Here is a 22,717-nt window from a genome sequence, read left to right as displayed (position 1 = left end):
GTACAACACCCGCAGTTCAACGGACACATCAGAATCCGCGGGCGCGTCAGCGCACCGCATCAAGGGGAAGTCGATGAACATCATTTTCAATTGGAAGTCGCGTTGCGCCACCTGGTTCGCCGCAGGCGCATTGAGCCTGGCGGCATTGCCGGCGCAGGCTCAGTATCCGGATCGCCCGATCACGCTGGTCGTGCCGTTTGCCGCCGGTGGCGCGGTCGACGTGGTCGGCCGCATTTTCGGCACGGCCCTGGGCGAACAGCTAGGCCAGACCGTCGTGGTCGAGAACAAGGCCGGCGCCAGCGGCAACATCGGCGCGCAGCAGGTGCGGCGGGCCAAGGCCGACGGCTACACGCTGCTGATGGCGCCCACCACGTCGTATGTGCTGAACAGCCGGCTGATGGGCAAAGAGGTCGTGGGCTTTGACCTGCTGAAGGATTTCCGCTCGGTGGGCGTGGTGGGCGAGCTGCCCGTCGTGCTGGTCGTGAACCAGGGCATGGGCGTCAAGACCCTGCCCGAATTGGTTGCCAAGGTGCGCGCGGCGCCGGACGACTACGCCTACGGCTCTTCCGGCCCCGGCACGCTTGAGCATGCCATCGCCGAGATGTTCCGCCTGCGCGAAAAACTGGAGCTGCTGCACGTGCCGTATCGCGGCGCCGCGCCCGCCATGGTCGACCTGCTGGCGGGCCAGGTGCAGATGATGTTCGCCACGGCCCCCACGGCGCTGGCCAACCTGCCCGGCGGCCGCATCGTGCCGGTGGGCGTGGCCGCGCGCACCCGGCTGGCATCGCTGCCCGACACGCCCACGCTGATAGAACAGGGGCTGTCGGACTTCACCGCGTCGTCGGTCTACGCCATCCTGGTGTCGCGCGACACGCCGGAGCCGGTGGTGCAAGCGTTGAACAGCGCGCTCAAGCAGATCAACAAGGGCCCGGCACTGGCCGAGAAGCTGCGGCTGCAAGGCGTGGAACCGGTCTACACCGACACCAAGCAGGCCGACGCGGCACTGCGGGCCGAGGTCGAGAAATGGAACAGCGTGGTGGATGCCACGCACATCAAACTGAACTGAACCGCCGCGCAAACGGCACGGGAGATTGCCTTGGCATCTGAAATTCTTGTGGAACGCCGTGACGGGGGCCGCGTGGCCGTCGTCACCATCAACCGGCCGCATCGGCGCAATGCCTGCGACCTGGCGGCCTGGCGCGACATGCGCGACGTCTTTCGTGGTTTTGCCGAAGACCGCGCGCTGCGGCTGGCGGTGCTGACCGGCGCGCAAGGCCACTTCTGCGCGGGCGACGACATTCTTGCGTTTCGCGAGGCGCTGTCGGACCCGGTGCGCGCCGACGCCTATCGCGCCGTGATCCAGGAATGCTTCGCGGCCGTGCAGGCCGCGCCGGTGCCCGTGATCGCCGCGATGAGCGGCGTGTGCGTTGGCGGTGGCGCAAGCCTGGCGTTGTGCTGCGACTTCCGGGTGGGCGACGCCAGCGCACGGGTCAGCGTGCCCGTGGCGCGCCTGGGCCTGGTCTATCCCACCATCCAGTTGCAGCGCCTGTCTCAGCTGATCGGGGTGAGCCAGACGCGGCGCTGGCTCTACACCGGTGAATTCGTGGGTGCTGATTCGGCACGCCAGGCGGGCTTCATCGACGCCATCCACGACGACCCAGTCGCCGGCGCGCTGGCATTCGGGGCAGGCATGATGGACAACGCGCCGCTGTCCATCGCCGGCAGCAAACTCCAGCTCAACGCGATCTCGGCGGGCACATTGATCGAGGATGCGGCGCGCATCCAGGCATTGTCAGACCAGGCCAACCAAAGCGAGGACTACCGCAACGCCGCGACCGCCTTCGCCGAGAAACGGCAACCGGTGTTCGTCGGGCGCTAAACGACGCTATTCTGCCCGGGCCCCGGACACCTTGACGATCTCGGCCCATCGTTTGGTTTCCGTGGCAATGAACGCCGTGAATGCTTCAGGGCTTGAGGCGAGCGGGTTGAGCGACATCGTGGCATTGGCCCGTTCGACCTCAGGCGTCTTGAGGGCAAGCCCGATCGCTTCGTTCATGCGCTTGATGATGGCATCCGGCGTTCCCTTGGGCGCCACAATGCCGCCCCAAGCCACCGCCTGGAAGTTCGGGAAACCGGATTCAGCCATCGTTGGAACATCCGGCATGGTCGCCAGGCGCTTCGAACTGGTGACCGCGAACGCTTTCAGCGTGCCGTCGTTAATGAACTGCTGGACGCCGTTCACGTTATCGAACATGACGTCGACCCGGCCGCTGACCACGTCCGACAGCGCCATGGACCCGCTGCGATACGGCACGTGGGTGATGTCCAACGCGCCAACCGCCTTCATCATTTCGCCGGTCAGATGGCTACCCGACCCTACCCCGGTTCCCGACGCGAAGTTCACCTTGCCAGGGTTCTGCTTGATATACGCCGTCAGCTCCGAAATGGAGTTCGGCTTGAAGTTCTTGCCCGCAACAAGGATGTAAGGGTTGTCGAACAGCAAACCGACCGGCGCAAAATCTTTGACCGGGTCATAAGGCAGGCTTCGGTAGAAGCTTGCGTTGACCGCCAGGGTGATGTTGTTGCCAAAGCCGAACGTGTAGCCATCCGGCGCCGCCTTGGCAACGGTGCGGGTGCCCACGATCCCGCCAGCGCTAGACAGGTTTTCCACGATGACGGGCTGCTTGAGGATTCTTCCAATCTGTTCGGCGACGGGCCGCGTCGCCACGTCAGGCCCAGACCCCGCCGCATAGGGAATGATGAGCTTGATGGGTTTGGTCGGCCAGGATTGCGCATGCACGGCTGTAGAAAACGTGATCGCCACAAGTGCGATCCATCGGGAAATTTTCATCGGATTCTCCAAGCTACTTTTATGAATGCACGTCATGCGCGCAGAATTTGAATCAGGCGATTCATCCAGGGCGACCCCGGTTCCCCCGCCGCAAGCGCTGGAGAAAAATGATCCCCCGGCAGCACCATGGTTTCGCAGGGGCGTTGCAGCCGGCGCAGCTCGGCTTCCATCGTGTGATTGCCCTTGACGATCCTTGGCAAGTCTTCCTTGGCATAAGCCAGCAACATCAAGGGCGCGTCTTCATTCAATAGACAAACCGGACTTGCCAACGCCGCTTCGGAAGCGTCATGTAGAAGAATTTGATGCGTACGTTCTTCCCCGCTATCTGGAAGCCGATCGGGATACCGGATATCAAGCGGCGCACACAGCGGAAAGCACGCGACGATCGACGATGCCGGGATGCCGTGGCGGGCCAGACCGTCGGCGCTCAACGCCGCAAGCGTCATCAAATGGCCGCCCGCGGAATGACCGCCAAGCGCAATGCGACTGGGGTCGCCGCCATACTCGTGAATGTTCCGATGCACCCACGAGATTGCTGACAGACAATCGTCCAGAAGCGCCTGCCACTTGAAGCCAGGCGCAAGCCGATACGAGACCGAGACAAACGTAATGCCGGCGGCGACCAATGCCGGGGCCATCAACGCCACCCACTCCTTGTAGCCGTTCGTCCACGCGCCGCCATGCGCGAAGACCAGCACCGGGCCGGCTCGCCCCTGTGCGTTTTGGCTGGGGTACAGGTCAAGCCGGTGCGCGGCGGTGTCGCCGTATTGAATATCGGCGACACGTTCGCATCGCTGTATGGCGGCAGCCGACAGCGCGAGTGCCGCTTGCGCATAGTCCTCGGCCTCTGAGGGATATAGCGGGGGCTGTGGGGCAAGATTGGGAAAGCTCATGTCTGGACCGCGCTGAAGTGATTTCGGTTGTGCTAAAGCGATAGCGGCTTGTAGGCCACCGCCTTGATTTCGATGCGCAGCATCGGATGCGGCAGTTGGTGCACCGCCACGGTGGTTCGGGCGGGGCCGTCGTAGTCGAAATATTCGGCGTAGACCTCGTTGTAGCCCTTGAAGTCACCCATATCGACCAAGTACGTGGAGAGTTCGACCAAGTCTTTCAGGCCGGCGCCCGCGCTTTCCAGAATCGCCTTGATGTTCTCGATGACGGCGCGAGTCTGCGCGCGGATATCGGCATCCAGCACCCCCATGGCGTCGACCTCGGCGCCCATGAAGCTGTTGTCGGCGCGCCGGGAGCTGGTGCCCGAAACGAACAAAAAATCACCGGCACGTTTTACGTGAGGGAACTTGCCGCGCGGCTGCGCGCGCCCTTCGACGACGGCCGACGACACATTGTTTTTGCTCATGGTTTTCTCAGTCATTGACGGCCTCCGGTGCATCCACGTGGATGCAAACGTTGGTGAGTTCGGAATAGAAATTCAACGAGTGCAGCCCACCCTCGCGGCCGATGCCGGACAGGCCGCTACCGCCAAACGGTGTGCGCAAGTCGCGCAGGAACCAGGCATTGACCCAGGCAATGCCAACGTTCATGGACTGCGCAACGCGGTGGGCCTTGTTCACGTTGCTTGTCCAGATCGTCGCCGCCAGGCCATACGGCGTGGCATTGGCGCGGCGGATGACTTCCGCTTCGGTGTCAAAAGGCGTGATGTGGCCGATGGGGCCGAAGATCTCTTCCGACACGCAGCGCGCGTCATCGGCCAGGCCGGCGATCAACGTGGGTTCAACCCAGAAGCCGCCATCCAGCGCATTGCCGAAGCGTGGCGTGCCGCCGCCCACGATGAACTGCGCCCCTTCTTCCCGCGCCAGCGCGTAGTAGCTAAGCACCTTGTCGCGATGAGCCGCTGAAATCACCGGCCCCATGTCCGTCGCCGCGTCGGTGGGGTTGCCGAGTTTGATGCGTTTGGCGCGATCGGCCAGCGCGGCCACGAAGCGGTCGTAGAGGGGCCGTTCAACAAAAATTCTTTCGGAGCACAGGCACACCTGACCACTATTCAGGAACGCCGCCCGCGTCATCCCTTCCACGGTTTTCTCGAAATCGCAGTCGGCAAAGATAATGGCCGCGTTCTTGCCGCCCAGCTCGAACGACACCGGTTTCACACCATCGGCGGCCGCGTGCATGATGGCCGTGCCGGTCTTTGATTCACCGGTAAAGGTGATGGCGCTGATGTCCGGATGCTTGGTAATGAATTCCCCGGCCGAATTCGGGCCAAAGCCGTGCACCAGGTTGAACACGCCTTCAGGCAGCCCAACGGACTGCATCACCTCGGCAAGCAGGGTGGCAGTGCCTGGCGTTTCTTCCGATGGCTTGGCCACCACCGCATTGCCGCACGCCAGCGCGGGTGCGACTTTCCAACTGAACAGAAGCAGGGGCAGGTTCCACGGCGAAATGATGCCGACCACGCCCAAGGGCTTTCTGACGGCGTAGTTGATGGCATGGGCGCCACCGGCCAGCTCGGTGCGAAACGTTTCCAGTGGGGCCGTCTTCAGAATGTCCGCAAAGATTCGGAAATTAGCCGCGCCGCGCGGGATATCCAGCTTCGACGCCAGCGACACCGGCTTGCCCGTATCACTGACCTCTGCATCCAGGAAGTCATCCGCGCGCCGATCGATCTCGTCGGCGATGCGGTAGAGCATGTCGGCCCGGTCGGCAACCGATGTCGCGCCCCAGCCGCGTACCGCCTGATGGCCCGCCGCGATGGCCTCGTCGACCATGGCTTGGGTGGCCTCGTGCACGTCTGCAAAGCGCACGCCCGTTGCCGGGTTGATGCCGGCGAAGCGCTTTTCGCTATCGACGAACCGGCCATTGATGAAATTTCTGTACTGCTTCAACACGACTGCTCCTTGGCAAGGTCGGGCCCGCTTGGTAGGCCCTATTGATTGGCGCTACTGGAGCTTGAACTCCACGACAGCGCCGCCGCTGCCGTACAGCGGTGCGTACTCGTGCACGATGGCCTGCTTGAAATTCCCACCCATCGCGCCAAGCAGCCAATGGAACTGCTTGAGGCCCATATCCGGATGCGCTTCCTTGGCATAGTCGGGCAGGCTTGCGCGCAGCGCTTGCACATCCCCGCTTTCCATCAGGGCCAGCACACGCCGGTTCCACGTGTCGTCGGCTTCCGAAAGAATGTGGTCTTCCTGAAGGTTGATGTTGTCGCGGAACATGCTGTTGGACAGGCCGCCAATGCCCACCACCGCCACACGCTTGTCCTGCAAGGCAGCCGCGGCGATGGCCCCCAGTTGCTCGGTCTGCTCGGCGCTGTGATAAAGATTGTTTGCGGCGATGACGACCGGCAGCGCCGATGAGCCGAAGCTCATCAGGGTGGTCGCGGTAATGGTGCCGGTGTCGATCGGGAACTGGTCATAGTCGACACCTCGCGTCTTGATGCCCGCTTCGTTGCACGCCTGCACACAGCGTTGCGCCAGGGCTGAGTCCGAATAGATGTCGAACGGCTGCTCGCCGAACTCATGCCAGTTTTCATCCACATGCAGTCCGGTACTGCGCGCCCGCGTGATCCACAACTGGTCCAGCACGGCAAACCATTGCGTGGAATAGACCAGCACGCAATCAGGTTTGGACTCGGCCAGCGATTTCCCGGCCTGCGCCAGGGCGTCTCGAAGGCGGCCCCACGGCGCTACGTCGGGACGCAGTTGCGGCAGCGGGCTGCCAGGTACAAGAAACGCGGATACGATGCTCATGGGCTTTCCCCTTTCCTTTTTATTTCCAAACGGCGCTATCAGGCTGCTTGGGTTGCCGGCGCCAGGCTTGAAAGGCCCGCTTCCTGAAGGTTCCATTCGATCACCGCGTTGCCGGTACTGATGACGGTGCCGTAGCCATGCAAGCGGCCGGCAAGTTCGGGATAGCCCATCGCGGCGTGCATCCAGGTGAAGGCGCCAGACTTCACTTCGGCGAAGGCTTCATCAATGAACTGGGGCAGAAGCTGGAAGGTTTCTTTCATGCGTCCCTGCCGCATCAGGTTGATCATGCGCACATCCCACTTGTAGCCGTCGTAGCGCTCGGGATGTTCCTTGGTCATGTCCTCGGGCAGCTCGGGTTCTTCATGAAAATGCCAGTGGGACAAGGTGTTGCTGGCCAGCAGGACGGCGCGGCGTCCGGTCTTGCGGATTGCTTCCCGCGTGGCGCGGCCCAGAAGGTCCATCTCGCCCTGGCCTTCCTGGGTGTTCAGGAAATATGGCGTGTTGTTGGCGGATATGCCCACCACAGGAATGTCCCATTGCGGCCGGATCATGTGCAGCGTGGTGATCGTTCCGTAGTCGGGCCGGAACTTCGGATTGCGCATCATCTTGCTGACCAGGCCTAGATTGGCGGCCTCTGCGCAGCAGGCCTCGGCCAGTTCAACGTCCACGTCCATGCCGAAGTCATAGCGGAATATGTTGGGGAAGATAGGGTCGACCGACCGCCCGCTAAGCCGTGGCACGCCCAGAAAGTGATGCCCCACCTGCGTAATCCAATGCGGGGAATGCACCAGCAGCACGTCAGGCTTCATGCGTTCAATGCTCTCGCGTGCCTGCTCATACGCCCAGCGCAGCGGCTCCCAGCCGCCTTCGGACCGAGGCTCGTTCTGGGGTGGGTTTTCGCCGTAGACCAGGTGCGGGGGATGCGGCGCCAGGAAGCCGGAAAGAATCACTCCTTCACTCATGGTGAAGCTCCTTGATTGACAGTTGAAACTCAACTCCCACCACAGCAACCGGCGGAACGGGCTTTATGAGACGTATGCGTACTATATTAGGGCGGAGCACCAAGCCATGAAACGAGTAATAACCCTATAAATATTTGCTTAAAACGGTACGAGCCCTTACGACCCAAGCTCTTATCTTGTACGTATACATGCTATTGTAACTACGCGGGGACCCATCTTAATATCTCCATCTACCGTAAAACACTCCGATCACAATGGCCCGTTCACCTTCCTCCAAGCCCACCACATCCAAGTCCGCCCCGACTTCGCCCTCACCCGCCGTGGCGGAAGTCGACGCATTGCTGCGGAATTTCCGGCTTGAAGATGTACCGTCGCATCTCTTGCGACGCGCTCACTTCAAGGCCGAAGAGATCTTCGCCACGACGTTTGCGGGCGAAGGCGTAACGCCCAGGCAGAAAGCCGCCTTGGTCCTGCTTTATCAAGAGCCGGGGCTTAGCCAGAACTCCTTGGCGGAACGCTTGGCGATGGACCGCAACACGGTCGCCGAGATGGTAAGACGCATGCATGGCGGCGGGCTGATAGAGCGCAGGCCGTCGCCGACGGATGCCCGCGCCTACCAGCTTTACGTGGCGCCGGCCGGGCTGGACCTGCTATGCAGAGTGATGCCGCGCGATGTGGTGGTGGAAGACCAACTGCTTGCTCGCCTGCCCGAGGAATACCGCGGCCTGTTCGTCAAATGTCTGCGCCTGATCGCCGAGTACGGCAATGAGGCGGACGCGCCAAAACCGGATCTCCAAGCTGATTGACGAATAAACGTCGGGCGTCCGCCCGCCTGTCTGCCTTGACGCGCCCCGCCGAACGGTCGGCAAGCGGCGCATCGTTTTCAGCCGGCTGACAGCCGCGCGCGAGGCGCTCCCGCTACACTCTTGGGATCCCGCGCCGATGGCCGCCGGACCGGCCCCACGCGCACAGGCATGGCGGCCGGCAGGCAGCCTTGCTCTCATAGTCCCGTCATGTCGCAACCCAATTCGTTCAATCTCAGGCAGATCGCCGTGCCGGCGTTCGGCCCGTCGCTGCTGTACGGCATCAGCAACGGCGCCATTCTTCCCGTCATCGCGCTCACCGCGCGCGACCAGGGCGCATCGCTGGCCACCGCCGGGCTGATCGCCGCCCTGATCGGGGTCGGCTCGCTGCTCTCCAACATTCCATCCGCACTGATCACCGAGCGCTTCGGCGAGAAGCGCGCCATGGCCGGCGCCGCCCTGCTGAGCATGATCGGCCTGCTGCTCGTCATCACCGTCCCCAATCTCTGGGTGCTGGCGCTGGCCATGCTGATGCAGGGGTGCGCCCAGTCGGTGTTTCAGTTGGCGCGCCAGAGCTACATGATCGAGGTCGTACCAATAACGTACCGGGCACGCGCCCTGTCCACGCTGGGCGGCACGACGCGCATCGGCACCTTCATCGGCCCCTTCGCGGGCGCGGCGCTCATTCATTTCGTGGGGCTGGAAGGCGCATACTGGATTGCCATCTGCGCCATGTTCGGCGCGGGCTTCATCGCCATCAAGGCGCCCGACATCGAGCCCTCGGGTGGCAAGAAGGCGGGTGCGCCCCGTGCTCGCATCGGCGAGGTCGCGCGCGACCATCGCGGTGTGTACGCCACGCTGGGCGTGGGCGTGATGCTGATCAGCGCACTGCGCGCCTCGCGCCAGGTGGTGATTCCGCTGTGGGCAGATCACCTGGGCCTGGACGCTACCACCACGTCACTCGTGTACGGGCTGGTGGCCGCGGTCGACATGTCGGTGTTCTATCCGGCGGGCAAGGTCATGGACCAGCGCGGCCGCCTGTGGGTGGCGCTGCCGTGCACGCTGCTGATGGGGCTGAGCCTGATGGCGATTCCGCTCACCGGCGGCGTGGCGAGCTTCATCCTGGTGTCGGCGCTGCTGGGCTTCGGCAACGGCATCGGGTCAGGCATCGTAATGACGCTGGGCGCCGACGCCGCGCCCCCGGGCGCACGCACCCAGTTCCTCGGCATCTGGCGCTTCATGGCCGACCTGGGCGCAAGCGGCGGCCCGGTGGCGCTGTCGGCGCTGACCGCCCTGGTGTCGCTGGGCGGCGCATCATTCGGCGTGGGCACGCTGGGCCTGGTGGCGGCGGGCGTGTTCTGGCGCTGGCTGCCTCGCCGCGCGCAGGCTTGAAGGCCTGCGCGCGGCGAGCGCCCCCAAGAAAAGCCATCATTCTCGACGGCTATCAAAGGTCTCAACTATTGCGGTGTTATCTGCGCCGCCGTCACGATGTCGCGCCACTTTTGTCCCTCGGAGACATTGAAGCGCGTGAACGTGGCGGGGTCCGAACCCACCGGCTTGGCGCCAAGCGCCGTGTACTGCGTCACGACGTTGGGCTGCTTGAGTGCTCGCGCGGCATGGTCGGCCAGCTTGGCCACGATCTCGGGCGGCGTACCCTTGGGCGCCCACAGGCCATACCAGGTGCTGATATCAAAGCCCGGAAAGCCGGATTCCGCCATGGTCGGCACGTCGGGAAGCTCATCCACCCGCCGCGCGGTCGTGACCGCCACCGCGCGCAGCTTGCCGGACTTGATGAACGGCATGGCCGAAGGCATCGAATCAAACATCAGCTGGATCTGTCCGCCCACCAGATCCGTCAATGCCGGCGCGCTGCCCTTGTAGGGCACGTGCTGCATTGTCAGACCGGAGCGCACCTTGAAGGACTCTCCTGCAAGCTGCTGCGCCGATGCAGAGCCGGCCGATCCGAAATTAAGCGGCTGCGTCTTGCCCTGCGCGATTAATTCCTTAACGGTACGAACCTTGCCCGTCTGCGGCACCACCAGCACCAAGGGCACGTCGGCCAACTGAGTGATGGGCGCGAAATCCTTGAAGGCGTCGTAGCGCATGGACTTGTAGATATACGGATTGATCACGTGCAACGATGCGTTGGCCAGAAAGGTATAGCCATCCGGCGCGGCGCGCGCCACGAGATCCGCGCCGATCATGCCGCTTGCGCCCGGCTTGTTGTCAACGATGATGTTCTGTCCGATGGTCTTGGACATTTCCGCAGCCACCAGGCGCGCCACGATATCCGTCGGGCCGCCCGGCGGGTACGGGACGACCATGGTGATCGGCTTGGTGGGAAACGCGGTGTCCGCCGCCAACGCGGTCAATGGGCCGGTGGCAAGGCCCGAGGCCAGCGCGGCAGCGGCCAGTTTGCGGGTGGATAGTGCTACGCGGGAGCGGCTCGCCCTGCGGGCGAGTCGGGCGGTGATGGCATGCATGGGTTTGTCTCCGTCGTTATTGTGATCGCCACCTTGCCGACGACTTGTCGGCTTTCCAGGGCGGCGAGTGCTGCGGCAAGACCGGTGATCGGATAGACCGCCGTTACAGCTGGCCGGATCCGCTTGCTGCGGGCCCAGTCAAACAAAGTGGACATCGTGCGCTGCATGGCGGGCGCGTGGACGATGCGTTCGTCAGCAGGCGTCCAACCGATGTAGCGGCCAAAGAAAAACCCATGCAGGGCAATGTTCTTCACAAGCAGCAGGTTCAGGGGCACGTCGGGCACGCGGCCACTGGCGAAGCCCACCGAGACCATCCGCGCATTGGCCGCCGCCGCCCGCACGCTGCGCTCGAAGGCGTCACCCCCCACGGCATCCAGCACCACGTCGGCGCCGCGCCCGCCACTTGCCGCCTTGACCGCCTGCACCATATTTTCGTCGGCGGCAAACGCATGCGCGGCGCCCGCCGCCAGCGCGGCCTGGCGTTTGGCCTCGGTGCTGGCGCAGGCCAGCACCGAGGCGCCCAACGACGAAGCGATCTCCACCGCCGCCAAGCCGACGCCAGACCCGGCCCCCAGCACCAGCACCGTGTCGCCCGGCTGCATGGCGGCGCGCCACAGCAAGGCGCACCAGGCCGTCCCGTAGGAAATGGGAATGGGCAGCGCGGACAGCAGCGGCAAGTCGTCCGGCACGGGATAGACGGTGTGCTCGGGCAAGGTCAGTTGTTCCGCGTAGCAACCCCAGCGCGACAGCGCCACCACCTTGTCGCCCGGCTTCAGACGCGTGACTTCCGCCCCGCAAGCAATCACGCGCCCGGCCGCTTCGGTGCCAGGCACGAATGGCAGGGGCGGCCGGCTTTGATAGCGCCCTTCGATCAGCAGCTTGGTTGCGTGGCTGACGCTTGCGACCTCCACGGCAACCGTGACGTCGTGGGCGCCAGGGGCCGGGGCGTCCGGCATGTCGCCCGGCAAGACGTCTTCAACCGGACCATGGCGATGGCAGATCAGCGCGCGCATCAGTACTCCCCTTGAGCAGATGACGCTTGGCGCAGCACGCCCATGTCCAGCATGGACTGAATGTCCGACGGCGGCACCCCCCACTCCGTCAGCACGGCAACCGTATGCTGGCCGATCGCGGGCGCGGCTTGCAATGGCCGGCGCGCAGCCGCGCCTGGCACGCGCGCGAACGGCAGTGGCTCGCCACCGGGCTGCGCCAGGGAATCCAGCAGGCCGATATGCGCGGCCTGCGGGTGCGTGGCCAAGCTGTCGTAGTCCCTGACCCGCGCATGCAACACATCTTCGCGCGCGAAGCGCTCGACCCAGTGCGCGGCAGGTTGCGCCGCAAGCTGAGCGGCCAGTTCGCGATGCAGACGCTCGCGCTGCGCCATGCGACCTTCGTTGCTGGATAGCGCCGGGTCGGTCAGCCAGTCGGTACGCTCCAGCGCACGGCAAAGCCGCGCGAACTGGTCGTTGTTCAGCGCCAGGACCGACAGGCTTGCGTCCGCCGTACTGAACACGCCGTTGGGCGCGCTGACCGCGCCCGTCGCGCGTGCGCCCGCCATGCCGAACGCCAGGATGTCGTTGACCTGCAATGCGGCGCAGGCCTGGAACAGGCTCAACTGCACGTGCTGGCCTCGGCCCCCACGCGCCTGCTGATACAGCGCGGCACTGGTGGCTTGGACGGCATACAGCGCCGTGGCGATGTCGGCCATCAGCAGGCCGATCCGGCGCGGCTCGCCCTCGGGCGTCTGGTTCGCGAACATCAGCCCGCTGTCGGCCTGCATCACCGAGTCCGACGCCGGCGCGTTCGCGCAAGGGCCATCCGGCCCGTAGCCGCTGATGGACACGTACACCAGGCCCGGGCAGCGCTCCGCCAGACTGTCGTAGCCCACGCCCATGCGCTCGGCGACGCCGGGACGGAAATTCTGGATCAAGACATCGGCACGTTGCGCCATTTGCGCCAGCAAGGCTTTGCCCCGAGGCTGGCGGGCATCCACGCATACGCCGCGCTTGCCCACGTTGTAGGCGATCGACAGCGCGCTTTCACCGTCGCGCACGACGCCGACATGGCGGCCCCAATCACCGTCCGGAGGCTCCACTTTCACGACATCCGCGCCTTGCTCCCAGAGAATCTGGGCGCAGTAAGGGCCCGCGATTCCCTGACTCAGGTCCAGTACGCGCAGGCCTGAATATGGGCCTGAATGCGGGCCTGAATGCGGGCCTGAATACGGGCCGGATGTAGGGTCGATCGGCGTGGTCGGCATGGGTGCGATAGCGGCTAGGACAATGCGGTCGATGCTAGACTCGCCGACATCATTGGACAATCCACCTGTTTGTGCCTTGAATGGTGAATGATGATTGACAATATGCCGGACCTGAACCTGGTCAGACTCTTCGTGGCAATGGTGGAATCGCGCAATCTGAGCGCCGCCGCCGTGCGCTGCGGCATGACGCGATCGAACATGTCGCATCGGCTCAAGCGGCTTGAGCTGGACCTGGGCGCGCAGCTTTTCCGGCGCACCACGCGGCATGTCGAGCTGACGCAGGCCGGCCAGTTGCTGTATCAGCACGGCATCCGCCTGTTGGACGAGATGCGCGCGGTGCAAGCCGCCATCGATAGCCTGGATGGCGCCGTCAGGGGAGACGTGCGCATCCGGCTGCCGACGGGCCTGGGGCATCTGTATCTGGCGCCTGTGCTGCTTGAATTCGCGCGCGCGCATCCCGACATTTCGCTGCGCGTGCATATCAACGACGGCATCGGAGACCTGATCTCCGCCGAAGTCGACATGGCGCTGAAGATCACCTCATCGCCGCCCGAGGACCATGTTGCGCGTCGTGTGTGCGGCATCCAATGGTGCCTGTGCGCGTCGCCGGCATTCCTGGCGGACGCCGAGCCGGTGCAGAAGATGGAGCACTTGGGGCGATGCGATCTGATTGCCCCGCAGTCCCTGGGCCGCCGCTTTGACCTGCGCTTGAAGCAGGAGCACGGAGACCCGCTGATCCTGCGCGTGACGCCCAGGCTGCAATCGGGCGACTATCCGTTCCTGCGGGACGCGGTCCTGGCGGGGCTGGGCGTGGCCTTGCTGCCCCGCTACGCGGTATGGAAACAGTTGCGCGACCGGGAACTGCTTGAAGTGCTGCCCGAGTTTGAACCCGAAGGCGTCGGCGACGCCATCTACCTGCTTACTGCGCCCAACCGCTTTCCGTCGATGGCGACCCGCGTGCTTGCCGACTTCATTCGCGAGCATATTGAGCGGCATATGCAGGATTGGGAAAGGCAGCGTCCCGCGCGCAAGCCGGCGTGAAGGCGCAGTTAAAACTGCCAGCGCACATTCGCGGTGAGCGTATGCTCGCGGCTGTCGCCGGCATATTGTCCGGCATACCCTAGCCGCACCGACGCCGTGCGCGCAATCTCCATTTCGGCCCCTAACTCCACCAGCGCCGCGTCGCGCCCGATGGGCGTGCCCGCGACGGTGAACGGCTGCCCCGCATCAAACGCCAGTACCGATTCCGGCTTCACGTCGCCGAACACGTGGCGCCAGCCCACGGTGCCGAACACCCTGCCCTGACGGCCGGCGGCCTCGAAGCCTTGCGCCGCGCGCAGACCTAACGTTGTATAGGTTTGCTGCGTGCTGCCGGACTCGCCCGACAGCGGGGCGTCGCCGCCGCTTTCGGCAAAGCCACGCGTGCGCAGGTCGCTCCAGGCCAGGCCGACGAACGGCTCCAGCGTGGTGCGTTCCCCCACTTGCCTTGCATACGCCAATTCCGTGAACACCTGGCTGGTGCTGGCGCCATAGTCCGCCGTCAACGCGGCGGTTTGACTGTTGGCATAGCGCCGCGTGGAGATGTCGTGCCACGTGTAGCCCGCGCCCGCCAGGAACTGCCAGGCGCCGGGCCCGGCGGCAAAGGACTTTCCGCCATAGACCAGCGCGCTGTAACTGGACACGTCCGCCTGTGAAGACCGTTCGTCGACACGGGCCTTGCTGTCGGTGTAGCCCAGTGCGCCGCCAACGCGCCAGCCCGCGCCCACGGCACGATCGGCGCCCACGAAGAGTCCGCCGACGTGCTGGCGGATTTGCGCGGCGTTGCCGTCTGCATCAATGGTCTGCCAATTGCCCACGACCTCGGCCCAGGCCGGCAAGGCGCCGGACACGGGCATTGCGCCGGTTGAAGCCGGGGCATCCGATACGCCCACGGCGGCGGTGGGCGTCCCTGCCCGCGCAGTCGCCTGAAGGTTCGCGCGCAGCTTGGCCAAGGGTGTCTCGCGCACCTGCGCCGCGCCCTGAAGCAGCGTGCTGGACACGCTGGCGTGTACTTCACCCGACAGGCTGTCGAAGGCGTCTTCGGTCTGGCCCACCGCCAACGTCGCCGCGTACTGGCGCAACGCGCTGTCGGCGCCCATGCTTTCCAGGGCGCCGGCCACGGCGCGCTGGTTGGGCGTATTGGCGCCCGTAGGAAAGGTGCGCGTCTGCAGCAAGCCCAGCTTCACGTCCGTCGCGCTGTAGGAAAGCTGGGGATCCAGGAAGGCATAGTTCGACGACACACTCTCGAACTTGCCCTGCACCGAATTGGCGCTAAGAATGGTGTAGCTCAGGTTGGGCGTAAAGTTGCCGTCCGGCCCGACGTGCAGCACCGAACCGGCCAGGCGCGCAATGCCGTTCACCACCACCCGATCGCTGTTGGCCGATGCCGGCGCCGCTTCGACGCGGTAGGTTGCGCCAGGCGCGAAGGTCAGGTCGCCATTGACCGTCAATGTGCCGATCGAATTGCCGGGGCTCAACACCGACCCGGCGGCCAATGTGGTCGACCCCACCGAACCCGACCCACGCAACGTGGCGCCCGCGCCCACGCTGACCGGCCCCGCCAGCGCGCCATTGACCGTCAGCGAGCTTGCCGACACCGTCGTCAAGCCGGTGTTGCTGCTGGTGCCAGTCAGGATTACGTCGCCCGACAGAATGTTGACCCGGCCATTGCCTTGAATGCTGCCGCCATACGTCAGGGCCGGGCCGACGAAGTTGAACAGCAATTCGCCATCCCCCGCGCCAAAGCGCAGCACCGGCGCGTTCAGCACACCGACTGGCGCCGCGCCAAAATCCGCCGGCGTGCCCATGACCAGCGTGCCCTTGGAACCAGCGGCGTTCGCGATCACGACCTCACTCGCGTTCAGCGCGCCCCCAAACATCAGCAGCAGGCGTCCTTCGCCTGCATCCCCCACGGTCACCGGGCCGGTCGACGTCCAGTTCGCCCCATCGCCCGAAATCGTCACGTTGCCATAGGACCCGGCGCGCCTGCCCAAGGTGCCGTTCAGGCTGCTGAGTTGCCCGCCGTTGGAAATACCCACGCCGCCCCGCGCGCCGTTAGCGTCGCCAACAACAAAAATCCCGCTGTTGATCCACGAAGCCCCCGCCCCGCCAATCGAGGCCGTGCTGACGCTGCCCGCACCGATGCCGACGAAGCCGGATGTGCCGCTGAGTGTCGCGCCGTCGCCTATCAGCAGCGTGCCGCTGCCCTCTTTGCCGATTTCCACAGGCCCGGAACTGGTCCAGGACGAACCGGCGCCCGTCAGCGAGACGCTGCCTGTCGATCCCACCTTATTGGCGGCGACCAGACCGCCGCTGGTTACGCGCCCCGCATCGCTGAGTTCAAACACGCCGCCGCCAAGATGCCCCACCTTTACGGCCAGTGCCGAATCCAGCGACGATCCCGCGCCGCTCACTTGGACAGAACCCGTGGAAAGCGCCGAGTCCGCAATGCTGATCTCGGTGGCGATAAGCGACGCGCCCGCCTTTACGCTCACCGAGCCCCGAGCGCTCGTGCTGGCCGGGCCGAACTCATCGCCGCCAACCAGCAAGGTGCCGGCTTGCAACGTGGAGCCTGCGTCCGCCACCTGGATGTCCCCCCAGGCGTCCCCGCCACGCCCCGCTGCCAAAACGCCTACCTGCACCACGCCCCCATTGTTGATGGCCAGCGCAGCGGTTCCAAGCTCACCCACAAACAAGTTAGCCACTACTTCGAGCCGACTCCCCGGATCCGTCACCGTCACGAACCCCGTGCTGTTGACGCCCTTGGCGATCGTGCCGTTCATGGAGTTCCAGACGTTGCCGGCGCCAACTCCCCCCAATACGGCTGACCCGCTTGAGCCACCACCATTGCCCAGCACGAAGCTGCCGGTAGTCAGGCTTCCGCCCGTCCGAAACACCAGTGCGCCGGCGGCGGTGTCGCCTACCAGCAGCGAGCCCGCTTCGCTCATGCCGTCGAGCTGAACCGTGCTGGCTGCGACATAGACATCGTCCGCCATGCTGGGCAGCGTGCCGCCCCAGTTCGCGGGGACGCTCCAGAACCCTCCGCCTCCACCACCGACCCAGGTGATGGGCGCCGCACCGGCGGATGGCACGCCAAGGGCCGCAACCGCCATGGCGATCCCCGCTGAAAGCGGACGCAAAGGCATATGGGAAATCATGGGTGACAGGCGCACGAGCTTCATTCTTGGCTTCCAGGTTTGGGGCAGCCGGGGCGTTCGCATCCCGGCGCGGCGACGAGGAGTATAAAAATTTGCGCGCGTCTGAAGCTGAGCAAAACTGAGCGCGATTAATGAGAAAAGCTGAGCGCACGCGCTGGATTTTCCGATGCCGCGGCATCAAAAAAAAATACGCTGCGAACGAAAACCAAGTCTGGTTAAACTTGGCGCCGCGCGACCCCACCCGGGTGCGCGTCTACCGGTGCTTCGATACCAACCACGGATCCTCATGCCCGCTTCGCCGCCTGCCGACCTGATGCCCATGCTTTTGGACGCCGTGTGCGTCGTGGACGAGTCGGGCATATTTCTCAACGTGACCGGCGCTTGCGAACAGATCTTCGGCTACACGCCAGAAGAGATGGTGGGGCGCCCGATGATGGACCTGATCCATAAAGCCGACCGGCCCGCAACGCTGGCCGCGGTCGGCCGGCTGATGAGCGGCAAGCTGCAATACGATTTCGAGAACCGTTACATGCGCAAGGACGGACGCGTCGTCCACATCATGTGGTCGGCGCGCTGGTATCCAGACAAGCAGATCCGCGTTGCGGTCGCCCGGGACGTCACCGAGCGGCATATCCAGCGCAGCGCTTTGGAAGATAAGCCGGCGCCCCCGCAACCCTTGCCCTGGCAACTCTGCGATTCGCCGCCCAGCCTGGTGCCTCCCGGCGCGTCGCCCATCCCCTTGTCCCACCAGGACTACACCGTCCTGGCCACGCTTGCCGCGCACGACCAAGGCGCCAGCCGCAAAGCCATCGTGGAAGCGCTTGGGAAGGACTACTGGACCTACGACCGGCGCAGCCTGGATACGCAGATGCGCCGCCTGCGCCGAAAGGTAGAACAAGCCTGCGACCGCGAGCTACCGGTCGCGACGGTGCGGGGAATGGGGTATCGGTTCTACGACCCGATCGAATGCCGGCGGCGGGGCGAGGTGGCGGCTATGGGTATTCCTGACGGGCGTGCATAACGGCTATGAGCTCGATGTGGTCGGCTCGGACTTCGTAGGTAGTCCTGTTGCGATACCGGCTATTAACGGTCTCGACTGCGCGGCGTAGCGGGCGCTGCATCATGATCGGCCAGCTTTGTGGCCAATTTTTCACGGATACGCGCCATCGCAGCATCGACACAAAAATGCTGCGCATGAAAACCAAGTCCCGGATACGAAGATGCGCCACCATCGGTCAGCGTGAAGTCGACACTTCCTTGGACGGTGGAATTGATTAAAAAATCTACGGTATCCTCGCCCCGTCCGACCGACGCCACAACGTAATTTCGCCGCACACCTTCTGCCGACCAACAAGGGAGTCATCATGAAACGCCATTCGCGCGCGCTTATCGTTGCCGCATCCGCCGCGGTGCTTGCCGCTTGCGCCACCCCGCAAGCCAAAGCGCCCATCACCGGCAACACGCATGCCGGCGCAACGTTGAAAGCCGACGTCGCCCAGAACATTTCCATGCAGGCCCAGACGCAATTGAATTGTCAGAAGGTCGACGCGATTCAAACCGAAGTCGTGAAGGTCAACCCGGTCGGCACCGGCAGTTCCGCCGCGTCCCGGCAGTACGGGAGCGTCGATGAACGATGGATTGTGCAACTGTGCAATCAACAGATTCCGTTCCGGGTGACATTGACGCCGGATGGCAAGGGCGGAACGTATTTTTCGACGTCGCGCGAAACGTATTGACCGAAAAAGGATTTGGCATGTCCCACGCAGGCCCGACTTTGGATGACAACGCCGTGTACAGAACCTTGCTGGAGTCAACCAAGGCAATTCCTTGGAAGATCGATTGGGCCACGATGAAGTTTGCCTACATCGGCCCTCAGATCGAGGCGTTGCTGGGCTGGAGCACGGAAAGCTGGGTAAGCGCGGAAGACTGGGCCATGCGCATGCATCCCGAGGACCGCGAATACGTGGTGAATTTCTGCGTCACCCAATCCCAGGCCGGCGTGGACCACGAGGCGGACTACCGCGCGCTGACCAAGGACAACGGCTACGTGTGGATTCGTGACGTGGTGCACGTCGTGCGCAATGACAGCGGCGAAGTCGATTCGCTGATCGGCTTCATGTTCGACATCACCGAACGCAAGAAGACCGAAGAAAAGCTGCTGAGCTTGCAGAAAGAGCTAGAGGTACTCTCCTTCAAGGACAGCCTGACCAATATTGCCAACCGCCGCCGCTTTGATCGGTGTTTTGAATTGGAGTGGGAGCGCGCGGAAAGCGAACGTCGACCCTTGTCTGTATTGCTGTTCGACGTGGATTTTTTCAAGCAATACAACGATTTGTACGGCCACACCCAGGGCGACAACTGCTTGGTGGAAATTGCCCAGACGCTCAGCTTGGCGCTGGATGGCCCCCGCGATCTGGTTGCGCGCTACGGCGGCGAGGAATTCGTGGTGCTGCTGCCCGAGGCCGACGCCGAAGTCGCCCGGAAAGTCGCAGAACGCTGCCAGCGCCTGCTTCAGAAGAAATCCATTCTGCACGCCCTGTCGCCGCATGGCAGACGCGTCACCGTCAGCATCGGCGCGGGCACGGTGGTGCTTGAGGGAAAAGCGGAACGAGCCGACTTCATCAAGGCCGTGGACCAACAGCTATATGCAGCCAAGCGCAACGGGCGCGACCGCGTTGAGCACGTGCAATGGCGGCCGTAAGCGGGCTCAACGAATAAGCGGAGCCATCCTGGCGGATGGCTCACACGCTGAAAAGTTGGTGATTGAACCGGGCAAGATCACGGCGAACCGTGGCTCTTCTTGCTGACAAATCAAGCCCGTCACGGAACCTCGCCCCGTCGCGCAGGGTCACTCTTCTATAGCGCCGGCAGCGGGCCGGCGCCATAACGGGAGTGATTGCATGACACGAATCCGACATACACGGCTAGCCACATGGTGCGCCAGCCTGTTGCTGGCGGGCGGCGCCGGCGCGGCCCTCGCGGCCGATGCCCCCAAGGTGCCCGACTACGGCCCCAATCTTGAACGCTTCGAGTATCCGCACGAAGTCCATCGCCACACCCTGACGTCACAGGGCCAGACGCTGTCGATGGCCTACATGGATGTAAAGCCCGCGCAGGCGAACGGCCGAACCGTCGTGCTCATGCACGGCAAGAACTTCTGCGGCGCCACCTGGGACGCCACGATCGCCGCGTTGAGCCAGGCAGGCTATCGGGTCGTGGTGCCCGACCAGATCGGCTTCTGCAAATCCGACAAACCGGCGAGCTATCAGTTTTCGCTTCACCAGCTTGCGGCCAATACCCAGGCCCTGCTGACGCACCTGGGCGTGGAACGCGCCAGCGTGGTCGGGCATTCGATGGGCGGCATGCTGGCGGCGCGCTATGCGCTGTTGTACGGCGCGACTACCGATGCGCTGGTGCTTGTGAATCCGATCGGGCTGGAAGACTGGAAGCACGAAGGCGTGCCCTACCGCAGCATCGACGACTGGTACGCGCGCGAACTCAAGGCCAACTTTGCCGGCATGAAGAAGTATCAGCAAGGCACGTACTACGCGGGGCAGTGGCGTGACGACTACGACAAATGGGTGCTGATGGCCGCAGGCATGCTGCAGGGGGAAGGACGGAAGCGCGTGGCCTGGAACCAGGCGCTTACCTACGACATGATCTACACGCAGCCGGTCGTGCATGAATTCGGCCAGATCGCCGTGCCCACCACGCTGTTGATCGGCAAGCAGGACAATACGGCGCCCGGCAAGGACGCAGCGCCCCCCGAAATCGCCAAGCGCCTGGGCAATTACGCCGAGCTGGGCCCGAAGACCGCTCGCGCAATCCCGGGGGCCACGCTGGTGATGTGGCCCGAACTGGGACATTCGCCGCAGGTGCAGGATCCGGCGCGCTTCAATGCGGCGCTGATCGACGCGCTGCGGCGGCCGGTGCCGACCAAGGGGTAAGTGCGCGCGGGCGTGGGCTTGGGGCTAGCCGCGCCGCGTTTTTTTTGGGGCCACGCTGGCGTGCACTTTCCAGCGGCCGCGCCGGCTTGGTCATCCAAAACGCTTATGCCAAAAAAGTGCGGAATCCATCGCCCTTTAAAACCCCTTGACATAAAAAAACGCAGTGTCGATGATGCAGATGGCCCGCTTCGCCGGGCCGCCATCGGTAGAACACAGCGCCGGGTTGTCAAAGGCGCGACAACCAGAGAGGCATGCCATGGAGACACTTCCCCCAAATCTTGCCCGACGCCGCATGTTGGCCGGCAGCGCCGGTGCTCTTGCCGCCGTTGGCCTGGGCGCCACAGGTGTCGTCTGCGCCACGGACGCAGTCGCCAACCCCACCGCGACCAAAGCCGCCCCCGCGGCAAAGCCTTTGCCCCCCTACGCGGCATGGAAAGACGCCGACAGCGTCATCGTGCATAGCGCCAACACGATCGAAACCAAGCGCAGCGCCTTTGGTGACGGGATCATCACGCCATCACGCCAACTCTACGTACGCAACAACCTTCCGCCGCCCGCCGCGTCCATCCTGGATGACCGCGATGCCTGGACCGTCGAGATTGCCGGCGTGGAGCAACCGCGCACCCTGACCGTGGGGGACCTCAAGGCATTGGGCGTGGAAACGCTGGCCACGGTACTGCAATGCTCGGGCAATGGCCGTGGATTTTTTCCGCACAAACCCAGTGGAACGCCGTGGGAGGTGGGCGCGGCCGGCTGCGTCATGTGGTCAGGCATTCCGGTGCGTACCTTGGTCGAACACCTGGGCGGACTGAAGGGTAAGCCCGCCTACATGACGGGCACAGGCGGCGAAGTCCTGCCCGAAGGCCTCGATCCCATGTCCTTGCTGGTCGAGCGCTCGGTGCCGCGCGAGGCCATGCAAGATGCCATGCTGGCCTGGGAAATGAACAACGAGCCGCTGTCGCTGGCTCACGGCGGCCCGCTGCGGCTGATCGTCCCTGGCTATACCGGCGTCAACAACGTCAAGTACCTCAAGCGCCTTGCCTTCACTGACGAGCAAAGTCGCGCGAAGATCCAGCAAACCGGCTATCGGCTGACCCCGATGGGTGCCAAACCCAGCCCCGACCAGCCTTCCGTTTGGGCCATGGAGCCCAAGTCCTGGATCACCGCGCCTGGCACGGATGGACAGGCCCTTAAGGCCGGACGTGCCGTCGTGCGGGGCGTGGCGTTCGGGGGCATGCATGCGGTCAAGCGGGTGGAGGTCTCGATAGACGGCGGCAAAACCTGGAAAGAGGCTTCGCTTATCGGGCCGGACCTTGGCAAATACGCGTGGCGACAGTTCGCGCTACCCGTCGATCTTCCAACGGGACAGCACACACTGGTCAGCCGCGTTGAAGACACAGAGGGCAATGTGCAGGTGGAAAAGCGATCTGACAATGCGCCGGGGTACATCAACAGTAGCTGGCAGGATCACGGGTTGGCAGTCAATGTGTCATGAACATGGCGGATTG

General features: G+C 64.2%; 20 protein-coding genes. 10 read left to right on the top strand and 10 right to left on the bottom strand.

Annotation, left to right across the window (positions count from 1 at the left end; translation table 11 throughout):
- Positions 1-73: 73 nt before the first annotated feature.
- Together CVS48_RS11380 and CVS48_RS11375 are read left to right on the top strand one after the other, a co-directional pair.
- Positions 74-1,066, top strand: a complete 993-nt coding sequence (locus CVS48_RS11380) for a Bug family tripartite tricarboxylate transporter substrate binding protein (protein WP_100854546.1) — start codon at positions 74-76, stop codon at positions 1,064-1,066.
- Positions 1,067-1,096: 30 nt separating this feature from the next.
- Complete coding sequence (locus tag CVS48_RS11375) at positions 1,097-1,879, top strand: enoyl-CoA hydratase/isomerase family protein (protein ID WP_242001316.1); 783 nt, start codon at positions 1,097-1,099, stop codon at positions 1,877-1,879.
- A 6-nt stretch (positions 1,880-1,885) separates the two neighbouring features.
- On the opposite strand, the gene CVS48_RS11370 is transcribed toward CVS48_RS11375, so the two are convergent.
- Genes CVS48_RS11370 through CVS48_RS11345 form a run of 6 tightly spaced genes read right to left on the bottom strand, consistent with a single transcriptional unit; the run spans position 1,886 to position 7,520 of the window.
- Complete coding sequence (locus CVS48_RS11370) at positions 1,886-2,863, bottom strand: Bug family tripartite tricarboxylate transporter substrate binding protein (protein ID WP_242001317.1); 978 nt, start codon at positions 2,861-2,863, stop codon at positions 1,886-1,888.
- Between the two features lie 20 nt (positions 2,864-2,883).
- A complete protein-coding gene (locus CVS48_RS11365) occupies positions 2,884-3,744 on the bottom strand; it encodes an alpha/beta hydrolase (protein WP_100854543.1) in 861 nt (286 codons plus the stop codon).
- A 32-nt stretch (positions 3,745-3,776) separates the two neighbouring features.
- A complete protein-coding gene (locus CVS48_RS11360) occupies positions 3,777-4,208 on the bottom strand; it encodes a RidA family protein (RefSeq protein WP_100854542.1) in 432 nt (143 codons plus the stop codon).
- 7 nt (positions 4,209-4,215) lie between these two features.
- Entirely contained in the window at positions 4,216-5,691 is a 1,476-nt protein-coding gene (locus tag CVS48_RS11355) for a 2-hydroxymuconic semialdehyde dehydrogenase (protein WP_100854541.1), read from the bottom strand.
- A gap of 54 nt (positions 5,692-5,745) precedes the next feature.
- Positions 5,746-6,558: a DODA-type extradiol aromatic ring-opening family dioxygenase gene (locus CVS48_RS11350; protein ID WP_100854540.1), complete on the bottom strand. Its 813-nt coding sequence runs from the start codon at positions 6,556-6,558 to the stop codon at positions 5,746-5,748.
- 38 nt (positions 6,559-6,596) lie between these two features.
- Positions 6,597-7,520, bottom strand: coding sequence for a DODA-type extradiol aromatic ring-opening family dioxygenase (locus CVS48_RS11345; RefSeq protein ID WP_100854539.1), 924 nt, complete (start codon positions 7,518-7,520; stop codon positions 6,597-6,599).
- A gap of 254 nt (positions 7,521-7,774) precedes the next feature.
- Here CVS48_RS11345 and CVS48_RS11340 point away from each other — a divergent pair, with 254 nt between their 5' ends.
- Positions 7,775-8,326 carry a MarR family winged helix-turn-helix transcriptional regulator gene (locus tag CVS48_RS11340; RefSeq protein ID WP_100854538.1) on the top strand — a complete coding sequence of 184 codons (552 nt, stop codon included), beginning with the start codon at positions 7,775-7,777 and terminating at the stop codon, positions 8,324-8,326.
- A gap of 207 nt (positions 8,327-8,533) precedes the next feature.
- Entirely contained in the window at positions 8,534-9,715 is a 1,182-nt protein-coding gene (locus CVS48_RS11335; protein ID WP_100854537.1) for an MFS transporter, read from the top strand.
- Between the two features lie 65 nt (positions 9,716-9,780).
- Here the strand turns inward: CVS48_RS11335 and CVS48_RS11330 are convergent, their stop codons facing one another.
- From CVS48_RS11330 to CVS48_RS11320, 3 genes are read right to left on the bottom strand one after another with little or no spacing between them, the layout of a single operon-like run.
- Positions 9,781-10,806, bottom strand: a complete 1,026-nt coding sequence (locus CVS48_RS11330) for a Bug family tripartite tricarboxylate transporter substrate binding protein (protein WP_100854536.1) — start codon at positions 10,804-10,806, stop codon at positions 9,781-9,783.
- On the bottom strand, positions 10,755-11,819 hold the full coding sequence (locus CVS48_RS11325; RefSeq protein ID WP_100854535.1) for an NADPH:quinone oxidoreductase family protein: 1,065 nt from the start codon (positions 11,817-11,819) through the stop codon (positions 10,755-10,757). Before CVS48_RS11325 ends, CVS48_RS11330 begins: the two co-directional genes overlap by 52 nt.
- A complete protein-coding gene (locus CVS48_RS11320) occupies positions 11,819-13,066 on the bottom strand; it encodes a CaiB/BaiF CoA transferase family protein (protein ID WP_100854534.1) in 1,248 nt (415 codons plus the stop codon). Before CVS48_RS11320 ends, CVS48_RS11325 begins: the two co-directional genes overlap by 1 nt.
- A 90-nt stretch (positions 13,067-13,156) precedes the next feature.
- On the opposite strand from CVS48_RS11320, the gene CVS48_RS11315 reads away from it, so the two are divergent.
- Positions 13,157-14,107: a LysR family transcriptional regulator gene (locus tag CVS48_RS11315; RefSeq protein WP_100857602.1), complete on the top strand. Its 951-nt coding sequence runs from the start codon at positions 13,157-13,159 to the stop codon at positions 14,105-14,107.
- An 8-nt stretch (positions 14,108-14,115) separates the two neighbouring features.
- On the opposite strand, the gene CVS48_RS11310 is transcribed toward CVS48_RS11315, so the two are convergent.
- The gene (locus tag CVS48_RS11310) at positions 14,116-17,217 is read right to left on the bottom strand and encodes an autotransporter outer membrane beta-barrel domain-containing protein (protein WP_167400975.1); all 3,102 of its coding nucleotides are present in this window, start codon (positions 17,215-17,217) and stop codon (positions 14,116-14,118) included.
- Positions 17,218-17,548: 331 nt separating this feature from the next.
- Between CVS48_RS11310 and CVS48_RS11305 the strand changes: the two genes are divergently transcribed.
- The 5 genes from CVS48_RS11305 to sorT all read left to right on the top strand — a co-directional run bounded on the left by CVS48_RS11305 (position 17,549) and on the right by sorT (position 22,704).
- Positions 17,549-18,283, top strand: coding sequence for a PAS domain S-box protein (locus CVS48_RS11305; RefSeq protein WP_100854532.1), 735 nt, complete (start codon positions 17,549-17,551; stop codon positions 18,281-18,283).
- A gap of 343 nt (positions 18,284-18,626) precedes the next feature.
- Positions 18,627-18,998: a hypothetical protein gene (locus CVS48_RS11300; RefSeq protein WP_100854531.1), complete on the top strand. Its 372-nt coding sequence runs from the start codon at positions 18,627-18,629 to the stop codon at positions 18,996-18,998.
- A gap of 17 nt (positions 18,999-19,015) precedes the next feature.
- The gene (locus CVS48_RS11295) at positions 19,016-19,963 is read left to right on the top strand and encodes a sensor domain-containing diguanylate cyclase (protein WP_100854530.1); all 948 of its coding nucleotides are present in this window, start codon (positions 19,016-19,018) and stop codon (positions 19,961-19,963) included.
- A 199-nt stretch (positions 19,964-20,162) separates the two neighbouring features.
- On the top strand, positions 20,163-21,209 hold the full coding sequence (locus CVS48_RS11290) for an alpha/beta fold hydrolase (protein WP_100854529.1): 1,047 nt from the start codon (positions 20,163-20,165) through the stop codon (positions 21,207-21,209).
- A 256-nt stretch (positions 21,210-21,465) separates the two neighbouring features.
- Complete coding sequence (sorT, locus tag CVS48_RS11285) at positions 21,466-22,704, top strand: SorT family sulfite dehydrogenase catalytic subunit (protein WP_100854528.1); 1,239 nt, start codon at positions 21,466-21,468, stop codon at positions 22,702-22,704.
- The last annotated feature ends 13 nt before the right edge of the window (positions 22,705-22,717 follow it).

It is taken from the genome of Achromobacter spanius (genome assembly GCF_002812705.1).
Lineage (GTDB): Bacteria > Pseudomonadota > Gammaproteobacteria > Burkholderiales > Burkholderiaceae_B > Achromobacter > Achromobacter spanius.
This window is presented reverse-complemented; position numbering and strand designations above follow the sequence as displayed.